This is a genomic window from Streptomyces sp. NPDC006624 (assembly GCF_040611555.1).
Lineage (GTDB): Bacteria > Actinomycetota > Actinomycetes > Streptomycetales > Streptomycetaceae > Streptomyces.
The window spans coordinates 99,619-122,852 of record NZ_JBEXOM010000019.1 but is presented as its reverse complement, the minus strand read 5'-3'; the positions used below and the strand labels follow the sequence as shown (position 1 = coordinate 122,852).

The 23,234-nt window shown below is 74.2% G+C and carries 17 protein-coding genes and 1 pseudogene; 11 read left to right on the top strand and 7 right to left on the bottom strand.

Annotated elements, in window-relative coordinates; genetic code table 11:
- Positions 1-166 precede the first annotated feature (166 nt).
- The 6 genes and pseudogenes from ABZY20_RS29160 (at position 167) to ABZY20_RS29135 (ending at position 7,399) form a co-directional block, all read left to right on the top strand.
- Positions 167-997 (top strand): IclR family transcriptional regulator, encoded by an 831-nt coding sequence (locus ABZY20_RS29160; protein WP_356445205.1) that lies wholly within the window; start codon positions 167-169, stop codon positions 995-997.
- A 358-nt stretch (positions 998-1,355) separates the two neighbouring features.
- Positions 1,356-1,502, top strand: coding sequence for a hypothetical protein (locus tag ABZY20_RS29155; RefSeq protein ID WP_356445203.1), 147 nt, complete (start codon positions 1,356-1,358; stop codon positions 1,500-1,502).
- A 249-nt stretch (positions 1,503-1,751) separates the two neighbouring features.
- Positions 1,752-4,202, top strand: coding sequence for an FAD-dependent oxidoreductase (locus ABZY20_RS29150; RefSeq protein ID WP_356445201.1), 2,451 nt, complete (start codon positions 1,752-1,754; stop codon positions 4,200-4,202).
- Between the two features lie 13 nt (positions 4,203-4,215).
- Entirely contained in the window at positions 4,216-5,358 is a 1,143-nt protein-coding gene (locus ABZY20_RS29145; RefSeq protein WP_356445199.1) for an aromatic ring-hydroxylating dioxygenase subunit alpha, read from the top strand.
- A 24-nt stretch (positions 5,359-5,382) separates the two neighbouring features.
- Positions 5,383-5,811 (top strand): annotated as a pseudogene (locus ABZY20_RS29140) (aldehyde dehydrogenase family protein); the annotation flags it as partial.
- Positions 5,812-5,836: 25 nt separating this feature from the next.
- Entirely contained in the window at positions 5,837-7,399 is a 1,563-nt protein-coding gene (locus tag ABZY20_RS29135; protein WP_356445197.1) for an amino acid permease, read from the top strand.
- 8 nt (positions 7,400-7,407) lie between these two features.
- Here ABZY20_RS29135 and ABZY20_RS29130 read toward each other — a convergent pair whose 3' ends face one another.
- The 4 genes from ABZY20_RS29130 to ABZY20_RS29115 all read right to left on the bottom strand — a co-directional run bounded on the left by ABZY20_RS29130 (position 7,408) and on the right by ABZY20_RS29115 (position 15,275).
- Positions 7,408-12,036, bottom strand: coding sequence for a hypothetical protein (locus ABZY20_RS29130; RefSeq protein WP_356445195.1), 4,629 nt, complete (start codon positions 12,034-12,036; stop codon positions 7,408-7,410).
- 34 nt (positions 12,037-12,070) lie between these two features.
- The gene (locus ABZY20_RS29125; RefSeq protein ID WP_356445193.1) at positions 12,071-12,952 is read right to left on the bottom strand and encodes a hypothetical protein; all 882 of its coding nucleotides are present in this window, start codon (positions 12,950-12,952) and stop codon (positions 12,071-12,073) included.
- Between the two features lie 31 nt (positions 12,953-12,983).
- Positions 12,984-14,510 carry a hypothetical protein gene (locus ABZY20_RS29120; RefSeq protein WP_356445191.1) on the bottom strand — a complete coding sequence of 509 codons (1,527 nt, stop codon included), beginning with the start codon at positions 14,508-14,510 and terminating at the stop codon, positions 12,984-12,986.
- A gap of 69 nt (positions 14,511-14,579) precedes the next feature.
- Positions 14,580-15,275: a GntR family transcriptional regulator gene (locus ABZY20_RS29115; protein ID WP_356445189.1), complete on the bottom strand. Its 696-nt coding sequence runs from the start codon at positions 15,273-15,275 to the stop codon at positions 14,580-14,582.
- Between the two features lie 171 nt (positions 15,276-15,446).
- Between ABZY20_RS29115 and ABZY20_RS29110 the strand changes: the two genes are divergently transcribed.
- Genes ABZY20_RS29110 through ABZY20_RS29090 form a run of 5 tightly spaced genes read left to right on the top strand, consistent with a single transcriptional unit; the run spans position 15,447 to position 19,825 of the window.
- A complete protein-coding gene (locus ABZY20_RS29110; protein ID WP_356445187.1) occupies positions 15,447-16,748 on the top strand; it encodes an MFS transporter in 1,302 nt (433 codons plus the stop codon).
- Positions 16,745-17,572: a putative hydro-lyase gene (locus tag ABZY20_RS29105; RefSeq protein WP_356445185.1), complete on the top strand. Its 828-nt coding sequence runs from the start codon at positions 16,745-16,747 to the stop codon at positions 17,570-17,572. Before ABZY20_RS29110 ends, ABZY20_RS29105 begins: the two co-directional genes overlap by 4 nt.
- Positions 17,573-17,586: 14 nt before the next feature.
- Positions 17,587-18,345: a 5-oxoprolinase subunit PxpA gene (locus ABZY20_RS29100; protein ID WP_356445184.1), complete on the top strand. Its 759-nt coding sequence runs from the start codon at positions 17,587-17,589 to the stop codon at positions 18,343-18,345.
- Positions 18,342-18,959, top strand: a complete 618-nt coding sequence (locus tag ABZY20_RS29095; RefSeq protein ID WP_356445183.1) for an allophanate hydrolase subunit 1 — start codon at positions 18,342-18,344, stop codon at positions 18,957-18,959. The genes ABZY20_RS29100 and ABZY20_RS29095 overlap by 4 nt, the downstream gene beginning before the upstream one ends.
- Positions 18,956-19,825: a biotin-dependent carboxyltransferase family protein gene (locus tag ABZY20_RS29090; protein ID WP_356445181.1), complete on the top strand. Its 870-nt coding sequence runs from the start codon at positions 18,956-18,958 to the stop codon at positions 19,823-19,825. Before ABZY20_RS29095 ends, ABZY20_RS29090 begins: the two co-directional genes overlap by 4 nt.
- A 54-nt stretch (positions 19,826-19,879) precedes the next feature.
- Here ABZY20_RS29090 and ABZY20_RS29085 read toward each other — a convergent pair whose 3' ends face one another.
- The 3 genes from ABZY20_RS29085 to ABZY20_RS29075 form a co-directional block, all read right to left on the bottom strand.
- Entirely contained in the window at positions 19,880-20,728 is an 849-nt protein-coding gene (locus ABZY20_RS29085; RefSeq protein WP_356445179.1) for an SGNH/GDSL hydrolase family protein, read from the bottom strand.
- A 35-nt stretch (positions 20,729-20,763) separates the two neighbouring features.
- Positions 20,764-21,945 carry a glycosyltransferase gene (locus ABZY20_RS29080; protein WP_356445241.1) on the bottom strand — a complete coding sequence of 394 codons (1,182 nt, stop codon included), beginning with the start codon at positions 21,943-21,945 and terminating at the stop codon, positions 20,764-20,766.
- Between the two features lie 68 nt (positions 21,946-22,013).
- On the bottom strand, positions 22,014-23,180 hold the full coding sequence (locus ABZY20_RS29075; protein WP_356445177.1) for a glycosyltransferase family 1 protein: 1,167 nt from the start codon (positions 23,178-23,180) through the stop codon (positions 22,014-22,016).
- Between the last annotated feature and the right edge of the window lie 54 nt (positions 23,181-23,234).

The following is a 23,234-nucleotide window of genomic DNA, read 5'->3' as shown; positions in this document are numbered from 1 at the left end:
CGGGCGCCCGGCCCCTTACGCGATCCGGACGCTTCGGTAACATGATGTTTCACATGGCGCATGAGAAAGCGCTGTGCGCAACAGAATCCGGGCGGGGTGACCGCCGCGTCAAGGGGTTCCCGCAGATGCGGCCCAAACAAGGGCCGCCAGATGGTGAGAGTTGGCCATGACCCGCACGCAGAAGCAGTCGTCCCCTGAGGAGGACCCCACGCAGAGCGCGGCGAAGCCGGGCGGCAGAGGCGCGGCCAGCGCGGTCCAGTCGGTGGATCGCGCCGTGAGCGTGCTGGAGATCCTCGCCCGGCACGGCGAGGTGGGCGTCACCGAGATCGCCGACGAGCTGGAGGTGCACAAGTCCACGGCGTTCCGGCTGCTCGGCGTCCTGGAGAACCGTGGCCTGGTGGCGCAGGCGAAGGACCGCGGCAAGTACTACCTGGGAGCCGGCGTACTGCGCCTCGCGGGGGCGGCGGCAGTGCGGCTGGACGTCTCGCAGGAAGGCGTGCCGATATGCCGGGAACTCGCCGACGAACTGGGCGAGACCGTCAACATCGCCGTCCTGGACGACGACGCGGCGGTCAACATCATGCAGGCCCGCGGCACCGCGTCCGTCACCGCGCAGAACTGGCTCGGCCGGCGCACCCCGCTGCACGCCACGTCCAGCGGCAAGGTGCTGCTCGCGCACATGCAGCCCGTCCTGCGCGAGGGCCTGCTGGCGCGTCCGCTGCACCGCTTCACCGAGCGCACGGTCACGGCGGCGTCCCTGCTGCGCGGCGAGCTGGAGGCGGTGGTGCAGCAGGGGTACGCGATCACGGTCGAGGAGCTGGAGATCGGCCTGGCCGCAGCGGCGGCGCCGGTCCGTGCGCACGACGGGCAGGTCATCGCGTCGCTGAGCGTCTCGGGGCCGGTGTACCGGCTGAGCCCGGAGCGGCTGCAGGAGGTGGCCAAACGGACCGAGGCGGCGGCCGTCGAGCTGTCACGCCGCATGGGGTACGGCTTCTGACGCAGCCCTGGCCGGCCGGCGGGAACGCCACTGACACCACGCGGGACCAGCGGAATGGCTGGTCCCGCGTTGCTGTGCGCCCGGAGGGTCTTGTCCAGTTCGCGCCCGCCTGCGTGCCGGTACCCCTTGCCGGCCCCTCCTCCCTTTCACGCCCGGCGGCTTCCGTACCCCGTTTCCATTTCGCCCCCGGCGGCTTCCCACCGCCCCACTTCCGTTTGTGTCCGACGGGTTTCGTCCGCCCCGTCGCTGTTTTCCCAGGCTTGACCCGCACCCCCTTGACGGCCCCTCCACGGCGTTCTCACTATGTTCCTCATCGCGCAACCCATCGTGCAGTGCGCAACAGCGGAGGAGTCTGGTCGTGCCACACGAGGTAGGTGCCGTAGTCGCTGTCGAGAGGGGCGCACCGGTCGAGGTGCTGACGATCGAGGTCGACACACTCGTCCACGCCGGGCACGGCCCGGACACCGCGATCGCGGCCGAGCGGCGGAACGTGCCCGCGCCCTGAGCGACCCACCAGGTGGCCGGTCCGCTCTCGGGCCGGCTGGCCCGCCCGTCTCAAGTGCTTCTCCCGGCCGAGTACCTCCCCCGCCCGAACCCCCGGCCCTCCAGTGCGTTCATCCCGACACCTGCTCCCCCAGCCCGGTCACCCCGACACCCGCTCCCCCAGCGCGTGCGTCCCGTCCCGGCAAGACAAGTCAACGCAACGCATGGCAAGGCAAGGCAGGCCAAGGACCAGACAAGGTCAAGGAGGGGCATGTCCCGCACATCCGAGATCCCCCGCGTGGTCGTCGTCGGCGCCGGCATCGTCGGCTGTTCCCTCGCCGACGAGCTGACCGCCCGCGGCTGGACCGACGTCACCGTCCTCGAACAGGGGCCCCTGCCCGCCCCCGGGGGCTCCACCTCGCACGCGCCCGGCCTCGTCTTCCAGACCAGCCCGTCGAGGACACTGACGGCCTTCGCCCGGTACACCGTCGAGAAGTTCGGCTCGCTCGAAGTCGACGGCGTCCCGTGCTTCCAGCGGGTCGGCGGTCTGGAGCTGGCCACCACCCCCGAGCGTCTCGCCGAGCTGCGCCGCAGGGCCGGTTACGCCGCCTCCTGGGGTGTGCGCGGCGAGGTCGTCGGCGCCGCGCGCTGCAAGGAACTCTGGCCGCTGATCGACGCGTCGGTGGTCCTCGGCGGCTTCCACACCCCGGGCGACGGACTGGCCCGTGCCCTGCCCGCCTCCCGCGCCCAGATGGCCCGGGCCACCGCGCGGGGCGCCCGCTTCCTGGACCGGCACACGGTCACCGGGATCGAGCAGCGGGACGGCCGCGTGACCGCCGTCGTCACCGACCGGGGCACCTTCCCGGCCGACCACGTCGTGTCGGCGGCCGGATTCTGGGGCCCGGTGATCGGCCGCATGGCGGGAATCGACGTACCGCTGCAGCCGCTGGCCCACCAGTACGCCCGGACGGGGCCGCTGCCCGAGCTGAGCGGTGCCACCGCGGAGACCTCGAAGCCGATCCTCCGGTTCCAGGACCGCGATCTGTACTTCCGCGAGCACACCGACCGCATCGGCATCGGCTCCTACGCCCACCGGCCCCTGCCCGTCGACCCGTTCGCGGTCCCGCCCTACGACGAGGCCCGTGCCCGGAACATGGACATGCCGTCCTCGTACCCGTTCACCGAGGAGGACTGGGCTCCCAGCTGGGCCGACTGCCGCCGTCTCATGCCCGCCCTGCGGAACACGCGGATCGAGGGCGGCTTCAACGGCGTCTTCTCCTTCACGCCCGACGGCATGCCGCTGCTCGGCGAGTCCCCGGACCTGCGCGGCTTCTGGCTGGCCGAGGCGGTCTGGGTCACGCACTCCGCCGGTGCCGCCCGGGCCGTCGCCGAGTGGATGGTCGACGGACGGCCCGCGCTGGACCTGCACGAGTGCGACCTCACGCGCTTCGAGGAGGCGCAGCGTTCACCGTCGTACGTGCTCGAACGCGGCGCGCGGCAGTTCGTCGAGGTGTACGACGTCATCCACCCGCTCCAGCCGGTGGAGCAGCCGCGCCCCCTGCGGGTCAGTCCCTTCCACGCCCGGCAGCAGCAGCTCGGCGCGTACTTCCTGGAGGGCGGCGGCTGGGAGCGCCCGCACTGGTACGAGGCGAACGCCCCGCTCGTGGACGCCCTCGGGCCCCTCCCCGAGCGCGACGCCTGGTCGGCCCGCCACTGGTCCCCGATCGCGGCGGCCGAGGCGAGGGCGACCCGTGAGGGCGTCGCCCTCTACGACATGACGCCCTTGCGCCGCCTGGAGGTCACCGGCCCCGGGGCGCTGGGCTTCCTCGACCGCATGACCAGCAACAACCTCCGCAAGAGGCCCGGCGCGGTCACCTACACCCTGCTGCTCGACGACTCGGGCGGCATCCGCTCCGACCTGACCGTGGCCCGTCTCGCGCCCGACCGCTTCCAGATCGGGGCCAACTCCCCCGCCGACCTGGACTGGTTGCTGCGCCACGCGCCCGGCGACGTGCGGATCCGGGACATCACCTCGGGCACGTGCTGCGTCGGCGTCTGGGGACCGCTCGCCCGCGACCTCGTCCAGCCGCTCACCCCGGACGACTTCTCGCACGAGGCGTTCGGCTACTTCCGGGCCCAGGAGACGTACATCGGGCACGTCCCGGTGACCGCGATGCGGCTGAGCTACGTCGGTGAGCTGGGCTGGGAGCTGTACACCACGGCCGATCTGGGGCTCCGGCTGTGGGACACGCTGTGGGAGGCCGGCCGGGAGCTCGGCGTGGTCGCGGCCGGCCGCTCGGCGTTCAACTCGCTGCGGCTGGAGAAGGGGTACCGCGCCTGGGGCGTCGACATGACCGCCGAGCACGACCCGTTCGAGGCGGGGGTCGGCTTCGCCGTGCGCATGGACAAGGAGGGCTTCGTCGGGCAGGACGCGCTGCGGGACCGCCCGGCGCCCACCCGCCGGCTCACGCCCCTCCTCCTCGACGACCCGGCCGCCGTCGTCCTGGGCAAGGAGCCCGTCCACGTCGACGGGGTGCCCGCCGGATACGTCACCAGCGCGTCGTACGGCTACACGCTCGGCCGCTGCGTCGCCTACGCCTGGCTGCCCGCCGGTCTCGCCACCGGTACGGGCGTGCACATCGAGTACATCGGCGAGAAGGTCCCGGCCACGGTCGCCGACGAGCCGCTGTTCGACCCGAAGATGACCCGCATCCGCCGGTAGGAGGCGTTCCCTCGTGACGACGACCCCCATCACCCCGAGCCTGCTCGCCACTCTCCCCGGCCGCTACTACACCGACCCGGACATCTTCCGGCAGGAGCAGGAGCACGTCTTCGAGTCCCTGTGGTGCTGCGCGGTCCGCAGTGCCGACCTGGACCGTCCGGGCGCCTTCCGCACCGTCCAGGTCGGTCGCGAGAGCGTCGTCATCACCCGGACCCGCACGGGCGAGCTGCGCGCCTTCCTCAACGTCTGCCGGCACCGCGGGGCCAGGCTGTGCACGGAGGAGGCGGGCGAGGTCCGCCGTACGCTCCAGTGTCCGTACCACGCCTGGACGTACGACCTCGACGGGAAGTTGATCGCCGCACCCAACTTGATCAAGATGCCGGACGTCGACCGGGTCGCGTACGGGTTGATCAAGGTTGATCTGCGCGAGTGGCTCGGCTACGCCTGGGTGTGCCTGGCGGACGAGCCGCCCTCCTTCGAGGACACCGTCGTGCGCGCCGCCGTGGAGCGGCTGGGCGACGCCGCCGCGATCGAGCACTACGGCACGGAGAACCTCACGCTCGGCAAACGCATCTCCTACGACGTGCGGGCCAACTGGAAGCTGATCGTCGAGAACTTCATGGAGTGCTACCACTGCGCGACGATCCACCCCGAACTGACCGAGGTGCTGCCGGAGTTCGCGGACGGGTACGCCGCCCAGTACTACGTGGGCCACGGCGCGGAGTTCGGCGACGACGTCCAGGGCTTCACGGTCGACGGCAGCGCGGGCTTCGGCAGGCTTCCCGCCGTGAGCACCGAGCAGGACCGCCGCTACTACGCCATCACGGTCAGGCCCACCGTCTTCGTCAACCTCGTCCCGGACCACGTCATCCTGCACCGCATGTTCCCGCTCGCCGAGGACCGCACGGTCGTGGAGTGCGACTGGCTGTACGCACCCGACGTGGTGCGGTCGGGCGCGGATCTGTCGAAGTCCGTGGAACTCTTTCACAGGGTCAACGCCCAGGATTTCGCGGCCTGTGAACGGACGCAGCCGGCGATGGCCTCCCGGGCGTACCGCGAGGGCGGTGTGCTGGTCCCCAGCGAGCACCACATCGGGATCTTCCACGCATGGCTCGTCGAGCGACTGGGAAGCGCGCAGGCCGGACCTGTTCCTTGACGGTGAGTGGCGGGGCGCGGTCGACGCGCGAAGGCGATCCGGCTGGGCGGGCCGTTCGACGAGCGGGGGCGGAGCGGGCCGCTGATCTCGGCGGCTCACCCGGCCAGGGCCGAGGCGTACGTGGCGCGAGGCGTGGCCGAGGGGGCGGGATTGCGGTGCGGCGGGCGCGCCCGGACCGGCCGGACCTCGCCGACGGGTTCTCCCACCCGCCCGGCACGGTCTGGATCGACGACTACCACCGCTACGTCCCGCAGGCGGAGTGGGGCGGATGCAAGCAGTCCGGATGCAAGCAGTCCGGCTTCGGACGCGCACTCGGGCCCGCGGGGCTCGCCTGCGGCAGTGGCCGCCCGCCGGCGCCGACGAGATGCCGCCGGATATCGCGAGACGAAGCACATCTGGCGCAACACCCGCCCCACCCCCCAGGGTTGGTTCGACCGACCGGACAGGCCCTGAGGGAACACCCATTGAGGAACCGCCCATGAGACGAACCGCGCAGTCCGCCCGCACCCACGGCCACGACGACGCCGAACTCACCGAGTTCGGCTACCGGCCCGAACTGAAACGCACCCTCGGCAACTTCCACACCTTCGCCGCCGGCATCAGCTACATCTCGATCCTGACCGGCACCTTCCAGCTGTTCTACTTCGGCTACGGCAGCGGCGGCCCGGCGTACTGGTGGTCGTGGCCGATGGTCTTCGCCGGCCAGTTCATGGTCGCGCTGTGCTTCGCGGAGCTCGCCGCGCGCTACCCCGTCGCGGGCTCCGTCTACAACTGGTCCAAGAAGATCGGCAATCCGCATCTGGGCTGGCTCGCCGGGTGGATGATGTTGATCGCGTCCATCGTGTCCATATCGGCCGTGGCGCTGGCCTACCAGCTGACGCTGCCGCAGATCTCGTCGTTCTTCCAGTTCGTGAGGGACGGCACCGGTACCTACGACGTGGCGACCAACGCGGTCATCCTGGCCGCGGTGCTGATCCTGTTCACGACCCTCGTGAACGCCTTCGGCGTCAAGCTGATGGCCCGGATCAACACGGCGGGCGTGTTCATCGAGCTGATCGCCACCGTCGTCCTGATCGTCATGTTCGCCGTCCACCTCACGCGCGGTCCGCAGGTCGTCATGGAGACGCACGGCACCGGTGCGGGCTACGGGAACGGGTACCTGGGCGCCTTCCTGGTGGCCTCGCTGGCTTCGGCGTACGTCATGTACGGCTTCGACACCGCCGCCTCGCTGGGCGAGGAGTCCCTGGACCCGACCCGGAACGCGCCCCGCGCGATCATCCGGGCGATCGTCGCGTCCTTCGTCCTCGGCGGGTTGATCCTGTTGCTCGCGTTGATGAGCGTGTCCAGCCTGAAGGGCGAGAAGCTGTCCACGGACGGCCTGCAGTACATCGTGCTGGACGTGCTCGGCCCGACGGCCGGCAAGGCGATGCTGTGGTGCGTGCTGATCGCGGTGACGGTGTGCGCGCTGGCGGTGCACACGGCGGCGGTCCGGCTGGCGTTCGCGATGGCCCGCGACAACAACCTTCCGGCGTCCGCCAGGCTCGCCAAGTGCCACCCGCGCTTCCAGACGCCGGTCCTGCCGACCGTGATCATCGGGGTCCTCGCGCTGGCGATCCTGGTGGTCAACATCCGCCAGCCGCAGATCTTCACCGTCGTCACCAGCATCGGCATCATCATGATCTACCTCGCCTACCTGGGCGTCACGGTGCCGCTCCTGGTCGCCCGGCTGCGCGGCAGGTGGCAGCCCGCGGGCGAGGGCCGGTTCTCGCTGGGCCGCTGGGGCCTGCCCGTCAACATCCTCGCCGTGCTGTGGGGCGCGGCGATGACGCTGAACCTGATCTGGCCGCGGGCCGCCGTCTACAACGCCACGGCGCCCTACCACTGGTATCTGCGCTGGGGCGCGGTGCTGTTCGTCGCCGTCATCGCGGGCGGCGGCTTCGCCTACTACTGGTTCGTCCAGCGGCACCGCACGGGCGTCCTCGCCGAGCACCGCTCGGACGCGACGGCCCCCGCTCCCGTCACCGCCCGGGCGGCCGACTGAAGGAGCCCTCAGGACACCGGGCGCTTGAACATCCTGGTCGCCGTGATCTCGCTGTGGACCGCCTCCCCCGCCTGGGGCTGCTGCGGCAGGCCCGGGCGGAGGTGCTCCTCGACGCTGATGTACTTCAGGCCGGCCCTCAGGTCGGCGTCGTTGCGCATCCGGATGACCAGGGGGAACTCGGCCAGCGCGGTGGTGTCGAACAGGCCCGTGGTGTACAGGAGCTGCACGCCCAGGGCGTCCGACACCGCCCGCTGCAGCTCCAGCAGGTACGTGGCGTTGGCGCGGCCGATGGGGTTGTCGAGGAACAGCGTGCCGGCGTGCCGGTGCTTGTCGCGGCCCCGGTCGTTCGAGCGCAGGGCGGCCATCGTGCAGTACAGGGCGATGGCGGCGGTGAGGAGCTGGCCGCCGGAGAAGACGTCGCCCATCTGCCCGACGGGGACGCGCTCGGCGCGCAGCACCGCGTCCGGCTTGAGGATCTCGACGGCGACGCCCTTGGGCTGCAGGGCCGCGGCGACACCGCGCAGCAGCAGGGACATGCCGTCCCGCCGGAGGTCGGAGTTCTTCTTCACGGCGGCGCGGGTGGCCTCGTCGACGACCTCGCCGAGCCGCTCGGTGAGCACGGCCTGGTCGGGCTCCTCGAAGCGGATGCGGAGGAACTCCTGCCCCGACCACTCGCCGAGGCCCTCCGGCAGCCGGGAGAGCCGCTGGGCGGAGCGCAGGGTGGCCAGGGCGGACTCGACCAGTCCGCGCAGCCGGTCCACGATCGAGTCGCGGTTGCGCTCCAGTTGCTCCAGCTCGTCGGTCAGGACGCGGAGCCGGGGGGCGAAGGCGTCCGCCCACTTCTGGGCGTGCTCGGGCAGCGCGGAGGCGGGCAGTTCGCGGATCTGCTGGCGTGCCGGGGTGCGGACCTGTTCGTAGCGCGTGGAGTTGGCGTGTCTGACGAGGATGTCGCTGGCCTCGCGGACGGCCGCCTCGGCGGCGGACAGGTCGGCGGCGCAGCCGCGCAGGGAGCGGCGGGCCTCGGCGGCCGCCTGCCGGGCCTCCTCCGGGCTGCCTGGGTACGGCTCGGTCTCCTCCTGGTCCTCCTCCGTGGTGTGCTCGCGCAGCAGGTCGCGGAGCATGGCCGCGATCTCGTCGAAGCCGCTCGCCGCGTCCTCGGCGGCGCGGTGCGCGTCGAGGAGTTCCGCGTGCGCCTCGCGGGCCTGGTCGAGCGCCTCGGTGCGGGAGGCGAGTTCGGCCGTGGCGGTGCGCAGCAGGGTCTGCGCGTGCTCGGCGTTGCGCGGCCGGAGTTCCTCGGGCAGGTCGGTGTGAGCCTCGCCGTCCTCGGGTGCCAGCCGTTCGGCCTCGCCGCGCAGCCGGCCGAGCTGCTCGCTGGCGCTGGACATCCGCGTCTCCAGGAGCTGCACCAGCTCCTCGGCGCGGGCGGCGGCGGCCTGGCGGCTGGGGCCGTCGGATCCGTCGGGGGATTCGAGGAGCTGCTCCGCGCGCGTGCGGACCTTGTTGCTCAGCCGGTCCAGCTCGGCGCGGGCCGCGCTCTCGTCGCTCTCGGCGCGGGCCTGTTCGGCCCTCAGGTCGGCTCCCACGCCGACCTTCTCGTACACCTGGGACGCGGCCCGGTAGGCCTCGCGCAGGGCGGGCAGGGAGGCTTTCGGGGCCTGGGCGTCGTCCTCGGGCACGTCGTCGGGGGCGCCCGCGATCTCGGAACGCTCGGCGCGCAGGGCGCGGGCGGTGCGGCGGGCGTCGTCGGCGGCCCGCTGGGCGGCGCGCCGGTCCTCGTCGGCGGCTCGGGCCCGCTCCAGGCAGGCCTGGGCGCCCGCCTCGGACTCCGCCGCCTCGTCGGCCAGTTCGCGCAGCTTGACCTGCCAGCCGGCCCGCTCGCGCAGCCGGAAGGCGAGTCCGGCGAGCGCGTCGGCGGAGCGGCGGGCCTTCTGGGCGGCCTCCTGCCGCTCGTCGCGGACCCGGGCGGCCTCGGCGGCGGCCTCGTCGGCCTCGGCCCGCACGGTGCGCGCCTCGGCCAGTTCGGCCTCGGACTCCTCGGCGAACGCGCGTGCCTCCTGTGCGGTGCGGGCCAGTTCGGCCAGCCGCCCGGCGGGGCAGCCGGTGCGCCAGGAGGCGAGCCGGGCGGCCAGCTCGCGGTCCTTGCCGAGCCGGGCGGCGAGCCTGCGGATCTCCTCGTCGCGCTCGGTCGCCCGGGCGCGCAGGGCCTGCCGCTCCTCGTCGGCGGCGTGCTCGTCGTGCATGGCGGGGTTCGGCGGGACGAGGAAGACGTCGCCGCCGTCGGTGTCCGGGGCGGGTGTCGGTGCGAGCAGGGCGGCGGCGGTGCCGACCGCCACGGCGGAGCGCGGCAGCAGCGCCGCGTCGCTCAGGGCCTGACGGGCGCGTGCGTGGGAGTCCGGGTCGGTGATGATCACGCCGTCGACGAGTTCGGGCCGGGCGGCCAGCACGCGCGCGTGGTCGGCCGGGTCGACGGCCTGGGCGAGGTAGCGCCAGCCGGGCAGCGCCGGGATGCCGTGCTCGCCGAGGAACTCGACCGTGGCCAGCACGTCCGGGCCGGGCGGCAGCAGCCCGCCGTCGCCGAGCGCGCCGAGGATGCGGGAGTCGTCGGCCGCGGCCGTACGCAGCTCGAACAGCTGGCGTTCCGCGGAGGAGACGGCATCGTCGAGCAGGTCGCGCAGGTCGTCGGCGCAGCGGTCGAGCTCCTCGGGGCTGAGCCCCTGCTCGCCGGGGCCGGACGGGGCGGGCGGTTCGCTGCCGGTGGCGTGGCGGGGCTGCGGGATGCCCGGGCGGGCCTCGGGGGTCAGACCGAGCAGGTCGGCCAGCCGCTCCTCCGCCGCCAGCGCCTCGGCGGTGCGGCGCTCGGCGTCGTACGACCGCTCCGCCGCCGTCGCCGCGTCGGCCGCGCGGGCCGCGGTCAGTTCCGCGCGGGTCTCGGTGGCGGCGGCCTCGCGCGCGTGCTCCGTGGCGCGGTGGGAGGCCTCACGGGCCGAGTCCCAGGCCGCGACGGCGGTCTTCTCGGCGTCGCTGGCGGCGAGGGCCGCGCGGGCCGGGTCGGCGTCCGGCGCGCTGTCGTCGAGCCAGCCGGCCCGGACCGCCTCGGCGGTCTCCTGCTCGACCTCGGCGAGGCGCTGCTTGAGGTGCCCGATCTCACTGCGGGCGCGCTGGGCCTGCGTGGCGGCGGCGGTGGAGTCGCGGTAGGCCGCGTCGCTGACCTCCTGGAGGGCGGCGGACCGCTCCTCCTCCTCGTTGGCCCGGTGCTCGGCCTTCTCCGCGGCGGCGTGCAGCGCCCGTACGAGGTCGACGGCGGCCCGTGAACGGGCGGCCAGGGCGGGGGCGGCGTCCCGCTCCGCCTCCTGGATGGCCGCCGAGACGCGGGTGACCCGGTCGGCGGCGGCGCGGTGGCGCAGGACGGCCTCGGCGGCCTGCCAGGCGGCGTACAGCGTGCGGGCGTCGGCGAGTTCGCGCTTCTGGGCGGCGGCGGACTTCTCGGCGGCGGCGAGCGCCAGGGAGGCGTGCCGGTAGGCGAGTTCGGCGGCGATGAGCGCGCTGCGCTCGCGGGCCGCCTCGGCGTGTGTGACCGCGTACGCGGCGGCGGTGACCCGCTGGGCCAGGTCGGCGGCCCGGACCCGCTCCCGCACTCCGCGCGCGGACAGCCTGCGGGCCAGGGTCCGGGTGCGGCGCTCGGCCCCGGCGTGGATGTCCCGCGCGCGGGAGCGGGCCCCGGCGGCTTCGACGATGCGCCCGAGCAGGTCGACGGACCCGGCGGTGAAGTCGCGTTCGGCCATCAGCTCGGCCCGTCGGCCCAGCTTGTTGCCGAAGCCGCTGACCAGGTCGGCGAGCCCGTCGGTGTCGCGGGTGTCGGTTACGGCGCGCAGCAGCAGGTCGGTGAAGTCGGCGTCCTTCTTGACCGCGAAGAGGCCGGCGGCCTCACCCTCGTCGGCGTTCATCTCGCGCTGATAGCGGAAGAGTTCGGGGTCCAGGCCCAGGTCGCCGAGGTGCTCGATCCAGCGGTCGTGGATCTCCTCCCAGTGCACCTCCAGGTGCGGGTAGGTCCGGCCCGCCTCCGTGAGCGCGTCACGGAAGCCCTTCATGGTGCGCCGCCGCCCGCGGGCGCCCGACTGGCCCTCGGCGGGGGGCCGCACGGCGGTGGACTCGGCGACGGGCAGGTTGTCGAGGCTCAGCCCGGGCCCCGGCCGGAAGGAGTACCAGGCCTCGGCGAACTTCCGCGGGTCGTTGGAGACCTGCCGGCCGCGCCACTCGCTGACCTTGCCGACGACGACGCACTCGCCGGTCAGCACGTGCTGCCACTCCAGCGCGACGTGCCCGCAGTCGTCGGCGAGCAGGAACTTGCGCAGCACGCCGGAGCTGGCGCCGCCGAGGGTGTTGCGGTGGCCCGGCAGCATCACCGAGAAGATCAGCTTGAGCAGCACCGACTTGCCGCCGCCGTTCTCCAGGAAGAGCACGCCGGCGGGCGCGGGACGGCGCGGCGGGCCGACGGGCTCCTCCTCGAAGAACTCCGCCTGCGTGGGCGCGGGGTCGGGCACGATCTCGCCCACGCCCCGCAGGTCGAGCACGGTGTCGGCGTAGCGCGCACCGGCGGGCCCGATGGAGTAGAGGCGGACGCGGGACAGCTCGTACATGGCGGACTCTCGTATGGCTTCGTGAAGTGGGGGGTCAGGAGGAGTGGAAGGGCAGCCCGGCGTCGGCGACCAGGTCCAGGGCGTCGCCGTCCTCGGGGGGCAGCAGCGTCGCGGTGCCGTCGGTGACCGGGACGACGCCCAGCTCCAGCAGCTCGGCCAGGGCGGCGCTGCCGGCCATGTCGCGCACCTGGAGCTGGTAGCGGGCGGTCGTGCGGTACGTGCCGCCGTTGTCGTCGCCGGTGCGCTGCAGGAAGCCGGAGTCGGTGAGGAACGCGACGGCCTTGGCGACGATGCCGGTGGTCGAGCCGGCGAGCCGGCGGGCGTCCTTCGTGGCGCCGGTCGCGCTGCGCCGCACCCAGATCCGCCAGGCGGCCTCCAGGCCGGGCGCGTCGGTGGCCGGGTCGGTGTTCTCGCCCTGCTCGGCGGCGCGCTCCTCCAGGCGGCGGCAGGCCTGGCGCACGAAGGCGTCGACGCCGTTGACGGTGACCCGGCCGATGTAGCCGTCGTCGGCGAGGTCCTCGGGGCGCGGGAACGCCATGGCGGCGACGGCGAGATGGGCCAGTCCGTGCAGGAACCGGTCGCCGCCGTCGGCGGAGGTGCGACGCGCGTAGTCGCCCATGCGGACGGCGAACACGGAGTCCTCGGCGGCGGTCACGGCCATGCCCGCGCGCGGGGACACCTCCAGCACGATCAGGCCCAGTCCGGTCGCCACGGCGTCGGCGAGCCGCGCGAACGGCGGGTCCTCGCGGTAGCGCCGCAGCAGGTCGGCGTACTCCTGGTCGCGGGCGGGCTGCAGTTTGGGCTGGAGTCCGAAGGACACGAGCCGGGCCGCGTCGGCGGCGTCGGCGGGAGTGACGGCGGCGGTGACAGCGGGGGCCGCCGTGTCCGGCTCGCTCCACTCGACATGCTCGCTCACGGTCGGGACTCCTTGTGCCACTCGTACTGACTCATGCTGCTTCCGTCCGGTCCGCGGCCATCCCCGCCGCGTCCAGCAGGGCGGTGCCGACGATCAGGTCCGCGCCGCCGAACTCCGGGTCGTCGAGCTCGGTCCCGTCGTCCACGGCGAACAGCAGCTTCTGCTCGCCCTGGCGGTAGGCCGTGCCGACCGGCGGGCTGGCCGCGTGCACCGCCAGCAGCGCCACCAGGTACGGCAGCTCGGGGTCCTGCCGGCGCGCCTGTGCCAGCAGCCCCGACAGCCGGCGCGGGGCGTCCGCGGGCAGGTCGAGCAGCTCCTGCGCCGCCGCCATCTGCTCCTCGCTGAACCGGCTGTCGTCCGGGGTGGCGATGAGGTCCGGCTCGGGCATCTCGGCGCCCAGGTGCTCCCGCTCCACCGGCGGCGTCAGCAGGATGTCGACGAGGTCCGCGACCCGGACGGACACCGGTGTGCGCAGCCCGGTCCCGCGGCCGAAGAACGCGTCCGTGACCCGTACCGCCTGTTCCAGCGGCAGGGGCAGGACGGGCGAGAGGAGATGGCCGTAGAGGTCCGTCCCCGAGGTGGTCGTCGGTGTCGCGAAGGCCTGGCGGTCCTGCTCGGCGCGGAACAGCGGCCCGGCCTCCAGCAGCCGGGACTGCAGCTGGGTGTGGCGGCGGATGCAGTCCTTGACGATGTCGACCAGCTCGGCGGCGCGGCGCTTGTGCTCGGGGTCCTCGGACTCGTCGCGCGCCTTGCGGATGTTGGTGAGGATCGCGTTCTCGTGGCGGTAGCGGTCGGCCACGTGCTCCAGGGCCTCGGCGATCATGTCGGGCACGGCCGTGAGCCAGTCCACCGCGCGGACGTTGCGCCGGGTGGCGTCCAGGGCCCTGCGGAGGGTCTCCGAGTACTGCACGGTGCGGTAGCGGGCCTGCTCGGCCGCGAGCTGGGCGTCGGCGAGCCGGCCGCGGCTGATCAGCACCTCCAGCTTGACCTCGGCGGCGATCTGCGCGCTGGTGACGTCCGTGTCGAGGGCGCCGACGAGGACGTTGACCGCCTCGTCCGTCGTGCGCAGGTACACCGTGCCGCCGGGGCCGGGGACCTCCTCGATGAGCTTGAAGTCGTAGTCACGGCGCACATAGGTGCCGTCCGCGCCGAACGTGCCGTACACCGCGCGGAAGCCGCGGTCGACACTGCCCACGTTGATCAGGTTCTCCAGGACCCAGCGGGCCACGCGCTCGTGCTCGGCGGCGGGGCGCTGCGGGGCCTGGGCGGCGATGCGCGGGACGAGCCGGGCGACGATCTGGTCGTGGTCCGCGCCCGTGTCGAAGTCCATGTTGAGGGTGACGAGGTCGATGGCCGCGAGCGCGACCTCCGCCATGCCGTACACCGAGTACTCACCCGCGAGGTTGGCCTTGCGCACGTCCAGGTCGTGCAGCGGCGCGGTGCAGGCGAGCGCGCGCAGGCGCCGCGCCAGGCCCTCGTCGGCGGCCGGCCCCGGTGCGGGGCGCGGCCCCGCGCTGAGCTGGGGCGGAACGCTGTCCGTGGATGCAGGCGAAGTCACGGTGCACAGACTAGGTCCTGGGTCCGACATCGACCCAAACGGCGCGGTACGCCTCCGGGCCGCCCCGTCTCAGCCGTCCTCGCCCACCCGCCGACGGTAGACCTCCACGACCCGTTCCAGCGAGTCGTCGAGGTAACCGGCGAGGAGGTTCTCGGCCTCTTCGCGGTCTCCGCCCTGAAGCGCCTGAAGTATCGCGACATTTCGCGCGATGTACGGCTCGTGCAGCCGTTCCGGCTCGTCCACCACGTGGAAGGCCAGCCGCAGTTCGGCGAAAACGCTGCGCATCAGCTCGGCCGTGCGCTCGCTCCCGGCCAGCGCCACCAGTTCCCGGTGGAAGTGGATGTTGGCCGTACCCACACCCTTCCAGTCACCTTCGCGGGCCGCCCGGCGCCCCTCCTCCACGGCACCCGCGAGCCCGTCGAGCCCGTACGGCGGCTCGCCCAGGCCGCGCACCACGGCGCACTCCACCAGCCGGCGGGTGCGGTAGATGTCCTCGACGTCCTCCACGGTCAGGACCCGGACGAAGACGCCCCGGTTCAGCTCGTGGACGAGCAGCCGCTCGTGTGTGAGCAGCCGGAACGCCTCGCGCAGCGTGTTGCGGGAGACTCCGAGCGCACCGCCGATGCTGTCCTCCGACAGCCGGGTGCCGGGCGGGAAGTACCCCTCCGCGATGCGGCTCCTGAGGATGTCCGCGACCCGTTCCGCGGTGCTGGTGCGCCCCAGCAGGGCCCGGTCGTCGGCGAGGTCCTTCAGCTGCTCTGCCATGCCGGAATTCAATCGCAGATCCCAAGAACGAACCAACATGGGTATTGAGGGATCGTTGAACAATCCTCTACGGTGCTACGCACGGCGCCGCCTCCGCTCCAACGGCGCCGCACCGCTTCCGCACGGCACGGCTCCTTCCAGCACCCTCCGTCCTCCCTCTGCGAGGTGCCCATGAGCACGACCCCTCCACCGCCGGCGCTGACCGACGACACACGCCCCGCGCACGCCGAACACGCCTCGGACGACGGGGCGTTCGGCTGGCTGAGGGCCCTGGGCCCGCGTGGCCGCCGCGCGTTCGCCGGCGCCTTCGGCGGCTATGCCCTGGACTCGTACGACTACTTCACACTGCCGCTGAGCATGGTCGCGCTGTCGGCGTACTTCGGCCTGAACAGCGGTCAGACCGGCCTCTTCACGACGGTCACGCTGGTGGTCTCCGCGGTCGGCGGCGCCCTCGCGGGCATGCTCGCGGACCGCATCGGCCGTGTGAAGGCGCTGATGCTCACGGTCATCACCTACGCGGTCTTCACGGTCGCCTGCGGCTTCGCGCCCAACTACGAGACACTGCTGGTCTTCCGGGCCCTGCAGGGCCTCGGCTTCGGCGGCGAGTGGGCGGTCGGCGCGATCCTGGTCGCCGAGTACGCGAGCGCGAAGAACCGGGGCCGTACGCTCGGCGTGATCCAGAGCTCCTGGGCCGTGGGCTGGGGCCTGGCCGCGCTCGTCTACACCCTCGTCTTCACCGTGGCCGACGACGACCTGGCCTGGCGCATCATGTTCTGGACCGGGGCGCTGCCCGCGCTGCTCGTGATCTGGGTCCGGCGCAGCGTGCACGACGCGCCCGAGGCCGCCGCGGCGCGCGAACAGAGCGCGGAGAAGGGCTCGTTCAAGGCCATCTTCAAGCCCGGCCTGCTGCGGGTCACGATCTTCGCCGGGCTGCTGTCGACCGGTGTCCAGGGCGGCTACTACACGCTCGCCACCTGGGTGCCGACGTACCTCAAGACCGAGCGCGACCTGTCGGTCGTCGGCACCGGCGGCTACCTGACGTTCCTCATCTCGGGCGCCTTCATCGGGTACCTGACCGGCGGCTACCTCACCGACAAGCTCGGCAGGCGGCGCAACATCTGGCTCTTCGCGCTGCTGTCGGCGATCTGCATCGTGGCGTACGCGAACATACCGAGCGGCGCCAACACCCTGGTGCTGGTGCTCGGTTTCCCGCTCGGGTTCTGCATGTCGGCCATCTTCAGCGGTTTCGGCTCCTACCTGAGCGAGCTGTACCCGACGGCCGTGCGCGGCACCGGCCAGGGCTTCACCTACAACACCGGGCGCGCGGTGGGTGCCGTGTTCCCGACGACGGTCGGCTTCCTGGCGGACAGCTGGGGCGTGGGCGGCGCGCTGGTCTTCGGGGCGATCGGCTACGGCATCGCGGCGCTGGCCCTGCTCGGGCTGCCGGAGACCCGCGGCAAGGAACTGACGTGAGCCGCGCGGGCACCGAGGACCGCCCCGTGGTCCTCACCGACGAGCACGCGCGCGCGTGGAGCCCGCGAACGGCCCGCGCCCGCTTCCGCGACGGCCTCACCGGCCCCACCGCCGGGGTCGCGGCGGGCCACACCCAGGTCAACCTGATCTCCGTGCCCGCCGACTGGGCCTACGACATGCTGCTGTTCTGCCAGCGCAACCCCAAGCCGTGCCCGGTCCTCGACGTCACCGACGCCGGTTCCTTCTCGACCGTCCTCGCCGAGGGCGCGGACCTGCGCACCGACCTGCCGCGCTACCGGGTGTGGCGGGACGGCGAGCTGGTGGACGAGCCGACGGACGTGCGCGCCCACTGGCGGGACGACCTGGTGTCGTTCCTGATCGGCTGCAGCTTCACCTTCGAGTGGGCGCTGGGCGAGGCGGGCGTGCCGATCCGCCACGTCGAACAGGGCCGCAACGTCCCGATGTACGTGACGAGCCGGCAGTGCCGTCCGGCGGGGCGGCTGCACGGGCCGCTGGTGGTGTCGATGCGGCCGGTGCCGCCCCGGCACCTGTCGGCGGCCATCCGGGAGAGCAGTCTGCTGCCGGCGGTGCACGGCAGCCCCGTACACTGCGGCGACCCCGCGGGCCTCGGCATCGGCGAGCTCGACCGCCCCGACTTCGGCGACCCGGTGGTCGCAGAAGCCGACGACATCCCGGTGTTCTGGGCGTGCGGAGTGACCCCGCAGGCGGCCGTCATGGCCTCGCGTCCGCCGTTCGCCCTCACCCACGCCCCGGGGCAGATGTTCCTCACCGACGCCCGCGACGAGCAGTACCGCGTGGCCTGACAGGAGACACGACCGTGACCTCGATCGACCTCAACGCCGACCTCGGCGAGGGCTTCGGCCGCTGGCAACTCACCGACGACGAACGGCTGCTGTCCGTCGTCACCAGCGCCAACGTGGCGTGCGGCTTCCACGCCGGGGACGCGGCCACCATGCGCCGGGTGTGCGAGCTGGCGGCCGAGCGCGGGGTCCGGATCGGCGCCCAGGTGTCCTACCGGGACCTGGCCGGGTTCGGCCGGCGCGCGATGGACGTGCCGCCGGCCGAGCTGACGGCCGAAGTGGCCTATCAGGTCGGCGCGCTGGAGGTGTTCGCCCGCGCGGCCGGTGCCCGCGTGTCCTACGTCAAACCGCACGGCGCGCTCTACAACCGGGTCGTGCACGACGAGGAGCAGGCCGCCGCGGTGGTCGACGGCGTGCTCCTCGCGGACGCCGCCCTGCCCGTGCTCGGCCTGCCCGGCTCGCGCCTGCTGGAGCTGGCCGGGAAGGCCGGGCTGCCCGTCGTCGGCGAGGCGTTCGCGGACCGCGCGTACACCGACGCGGGCACGCTCGTCCCCCGCACGCAGGAGGGCGCCGTGGTCACCGACCCCGACGCCGTCGTGGAGCGGTCCCTGGGCCTGGCCCGCTCCGGCGAGGTCGTCTCCCGCTCGGGGGCGCGCGTCGAGGTGCGCGCGCGGTCCCTGTGCCTGCACGGCGACACACCGGGCGCGGTGGATCTGGCGCGCCGGGTGCGCGAGCGGCTGGAGGCCTCGGGGGTCCGGGTGGAGGCCTTCACATGAGGGTCCTGCCCGTCGGCGAGGACGCCCTGCTCGTCGAGGTCTCCTCGGGCGAGGAGGCGCAGGCCCTGCACGCGGAGCTGCTGCGGCGCCGCGCGGAGGGCTCGCTCACGGCCCGCGAGATCGTCCCGGCGGCCCGTACGGTCCTCCTCGACGGCCTCGACTCCCCCGCCCGGCTGGCGGCCGAACTGACCGCCGCCGACCTGCCGCCCGCCCCTCCCCGCGCGCGTGAGGTGGTCGAGATCCCCGTGCGCTACGACGGCCCGGACCTGGCCGACGTCGCCGCGCACTGGGGCGTGCCGGAGCGGGAGGTGGCCCGCGTCCACGCGCGGACCGAGTTCCGGGTCGCCTTCTGCGGCTTCGCTCCCGGCTTCGGCTACCTCACCGGCCTGCCGCCCCGCTACGACGTCCCCCGCCGGTCCACCCCGCGCACGGCCGTGCCGGCCGGCTCGGTGGCGCTGGCCGGCCCCTACACGGGCGTGTACCCGCGCTCGTCGCCGGGCGGCTGGCAGCTGATCGGCACGACCGACGCCGTGCTGTGGGACCACGCGCGCGTGCCGGCCGCTCTGCTGTCCCCCGGCACGTGCGTGCGGTTCGTCCCCGAGGCGGGCGCATGACGGACCGCGCGCTGGCCGTCGTACGGGCCGGGGCCCTGACCACCGTGCAGGACCGGGGGCGCCCGGGGCACGCCCACCTCGGGGTGCCGCTTTCCGGGGCGCTGGACCGTCCCGCCGCTGACCTCGTCAACCGGCTGACCGGGAATCCGCCCGGCGCGGCCGTGCTGGAGACGACCCTCGACGGCTGTGCCGTGCGCCCTCGTTCCACCGTCACCGTGGCGGTGGCGGGCGCGCCCTGCCGGGTCACCCTGGACGGCCGGCCGGTCGCCTGGGGCGCTCCGGTGCGCGTGCCGGCCGGGGCGCTGCTGGACGTGGGCCCGGCCCTGTCGGGCGTACGGGCCTATGTGGGGGTCTCCGGGGGCATCGCCGTCGAGCCGGTCCTCGGCAGCCGCTCGACCGATCTGCTGTCGGGGCTGGGCCCGGCCCCGCTCACGGACGGCACGGTGCTGCCGCTGGGCCGGCCGGGCGTGGCGCACGCGCGCGTGGACGTCGCCCCGCAGCCCGCGCCTCCGGCCGAGCTGGTGCTGCGGGTGACGCTCGGCCCGCGCGACGGCTGGTTCACCCCCGGGGCCGTCCGCACCTTCGTCTCCCGCTCCTACCGGGTGTCTTCGTCGAGCAACCGGATCGGGCTGCGCACGGAGGGACCCGCCCTGGAGCGCGCCCGGCCGGGTGAACTCCCCAGTGAGGGCATGGTGCTGGGAGCCGTCCAGGTGCCGCCCGACGGCAGGCCGGTGGTGTTCCTGGCGGACCATCCGACCACCGGGGGCTACCCGGTGATCGCGGTGGTCCGCCCCGCCGACCTGCCGGCCGCCGCCCAGGCGGTTCCCGGCACACCGGTGCGGTTCGTGGCCGTACGCCGCCGCTAGCCCGGGCCGCGCCGGCACGCCGGGCGGCCGGGCGTCACGCGGTGGCGGAACCGGTCAGGCCACGCCCTGCCGCTCCGCCACCGGCAGGGCGGTGAGGGCGGCCGAGACGGCGGCGGAGGCCCGCAGGTCGAGCCGGGCGCTGGTTCCCCGGGCGCGGTGGCGGAGTTCGTCGACGGCGAGGGCGAGGAGCTGGGGCAGCAGGTCGGTGCAGCGGCGGGCGACCCAGCCGGTGCCGGCCGTGGCCAGCCACCACAGGCTCGCCGCCCTGCCCGGGGCGGGGGACTCCGGCTCGGGCGACGGCGCGGGCCCGGTCGCGAGGCCGTGCGCGGCCAGCAGCGTGTGGAAGCGCAGGGCGAGTTGCCGGTGTCCCCGCTCCGCGGGGTGCAGCCGGTCCGCGCTCCACATCGCCCGGTCGGTGATCCAGTCGCCCGCGCAGGCGTGCAGATGCAGGGCCCCGTACCGCTCGGACAGCGCGTGCACCACCGTGTTGACCGCGCGTTGCCGCCGGGCCAGCGGACGGGCCAGCGGCCCCGGCAGCCCGAGCATGGTGCCCGGATCGGGCAGGCAGGCGGTGAGCAGGATCGCGCCCTGCCCGGTGAGCGCCGCGTAGACCCGGTCGAGCCGGGCGGCCACGGCCCGGATGTCGAAGGTGCAGCGCAGGGTGTCGTTGACGCCGACGACCACGGACGCCAGGCCGGGCCGCAGCTCCAGCGCGACGGGCAGCTGCCGCTCCAGCACGTCCCCGGTCTGCGCCCCGCTCACCGCGAGGTTGGTGAAGCCGGCCCGCCGCTCGGCGAGGCCGTCCGCGAGCAGCGCCGCCCATCCGCGCCACACCCCGTCACCGGCGGGGTCCCCGACGCCCTCGGTGAGGGAGTCACCGAGGGCCACGAAGCGCGGGGGCACGCCGGACCGCACAGGTTCCCGCGAGCCCAGGGCTCTCATCCCACACCCCCGGGCACGGACGGGCGCGCGGGCCGCACGGGAACAGCCGCGTCGTGGGCGGCGAGGAACGCGTCGACCGCCGCGTCCCAGCCGAAGCCCTCCGCACGCGCGCGTGCCGCCTCGCGCCGGTCCGCCTCCGGGCGTCGCAGCAGCAGGTCCACGGCGTCCGCGAAGGCCTCGCCGTGGTCCGCCGCGGCCGCCCCGGCCGAGCCGATCACCTCCGGCAGCGCGGAGGACGCGCTCGCCACCACGGGCGTACCGCACGCCATCGCCTCCAGCGCGGCGAGCCCGAAGGTCTCGGCGGGCCCCGGTGCCAGGGCCACGTCGGCGGACGCCTGGAGCGCGCCGAGCCGTGCCCGGTCGCGGACATGGCCGAGGAAGGTGACCGGCAGGGCCCGCTCGCGCGCCCGCTGGACGAGGCGGGCCCGCAGCGGACCGTCCCCGGCCACCACCAGCACCACCCGGCGTCCGCGCCGCCGCAGCGCCTCCAGGGTGTCCAGGGCCGTGCCGGGCCGCTTCTCCACGGACAGCCGCGAGCACATCACCAGCAGCGTCTCGTCCACGCGCGCGTGCCGTGCCCGCACCCGCGGATCACGCAGCCCCGGGTGCCGCTGCACCAGGTCCACACCCAGCGGGGCGCGTACCACGTTGCGCGCCCCGATCCGCACGAACTCCCGCTCGGCGAACTCGGTGGTGCACACCACGCGCGCGTACGCGTGCGCGGTACGGACGTTGAGGGCGTCGGCGGCGCGCCGGGCGGCCCCCTCGGGCAGGCCCCAGGTGCGCAGCACGCCGTCCGCGGTCTCGTGGGAGACCATCACCGCCGGGATCCGGGCGCGCCGCGCCCAGGTGCCGGTCCACCTCAGGGTCGTACGGTCGGACACCTCAAGCCGGTCGGGCGCGAGTTCCTCCAGCAGCCGGGCCACGCGCCGTCTGTCGGCGAGGACGCGGTAGCCGCCCGTGCCGGGCAGCAGCGGCCCGGGCAGGGTGATCACCCGCCCTTGCTCGGTCTCCTGGTCGGTCAGCCGCTCACCGGGGACGACCAGCACGGGCTCGTGCCCGGCCGCCGTGAAGCCCTTGCCGAGTTCGCGCAGCGCGGTGCGCAGCCCGCCGGACGCCGGCGCGACGAAGTTCGCGAGCCGGACGATCCGCAGCGACGGACCGTCGCCGCCCCGCACGCCGGCCCCGCCGCTGTTGCCGCCGCCCGCGCTCACGCAGGCCCCGCCGCTGTTGCCGCCGCCCGCGCTCACGCCGCCACCGCCGTCCGGCGCCCGGCGAGCACCTTCGCGTAGTGCCCGATCAGCTGGTCGCCGACGGCGGCCCAGGTGCGCCCCTCGACCATGGCGCGTCCGGCGGCCCCGAAGGCGGCCCGCAGCCCGGGCCCGGCGGCCAGGGCGCGCACCGCCTCGCGCACGGCGTCCGCGTCGCGCGGCGGCACCAGCAGCCCGGTGTGCCCGTGCGCGACCAGGTCCAGCGGTCCGCCCGCGGCGGGCGCCACCACGGGCAGGCCGCTGGCCATGGCTTCCTGAACGGTCTGGCAGAAGGTCTCGAAGGGGCCGGTGTGCACGAACAGGTCGAGCGAGGCGAAGACCCGGGCGAGGTCGTCACCGGTGCGCCGGCCCAGGAAGAGGGCGCCCGGCAGTGCCTGCTCCAGGGCGGGCCGGCTGGGGCCGTCGCCGACGATCACCAGGCGTACGCCCTCCAGCCCTGCGGCACCGGCGAGCAGCTCGACCTGCTTCTCGGGGGCGAGTCTGCCGACGTAGCCGACGATCAGCTCACCGTCCGGCGCGAGGGCGCGGCGCAGGGCCTCGTCGCGGCGGCCGGGCCGGAAGCGTTCGGTGTCGACGCCGCGCGGCCACAGCTCCACCCGGGGCACACCGTGCGCCCGGAGGTCGTGCAGGGCCGCGCTGGACGGGGCGAGCGTGAGGTCGGCGGCACCGTGCACGGAGCGGATGCGCCGCCAGGCGGCGGCCTCCCCGGCACCCATGTAGGTACGGGCGTATCCGGCCAGGTCGGTCTGGTACACGGCGACGGCGGGGACACCGAGCCGGGCCGCCGCGGCCATGCCGCGCACGCCGAGGACGAAGGGACTGGCGAGGTGGACGACGTCGGCGCGATGCTCGGCGATCGTGGCGGCCAGGCGGCGGCTGGGCAGGGCGACGCGGACCTGGGGGTAGCCGGGGAGCGGGAGGGAGGGGACGTGGACGACGGGGCAGGGGGCGCCCGCGTCGGCGCTGCTGCCGGTCGGGGGTCCCCCCTGCTTGAGCGAAGCCGAAAGCTCGGGGGAGGGGGCCGGGGCGACGACGACGGGGGCGTGACCGCGGTCGACGAGATGCCGGGCGGTCTGGAGCGCGCAGTGAGCCACGCCGTTCACGTCGGGGGGAAAGGATTCGGTCACGATGACGACACGCATACCGGTGTTGTCGCCGTGCCGGACGTGGACGCGTCAACGTCGATCTTTCCGGAC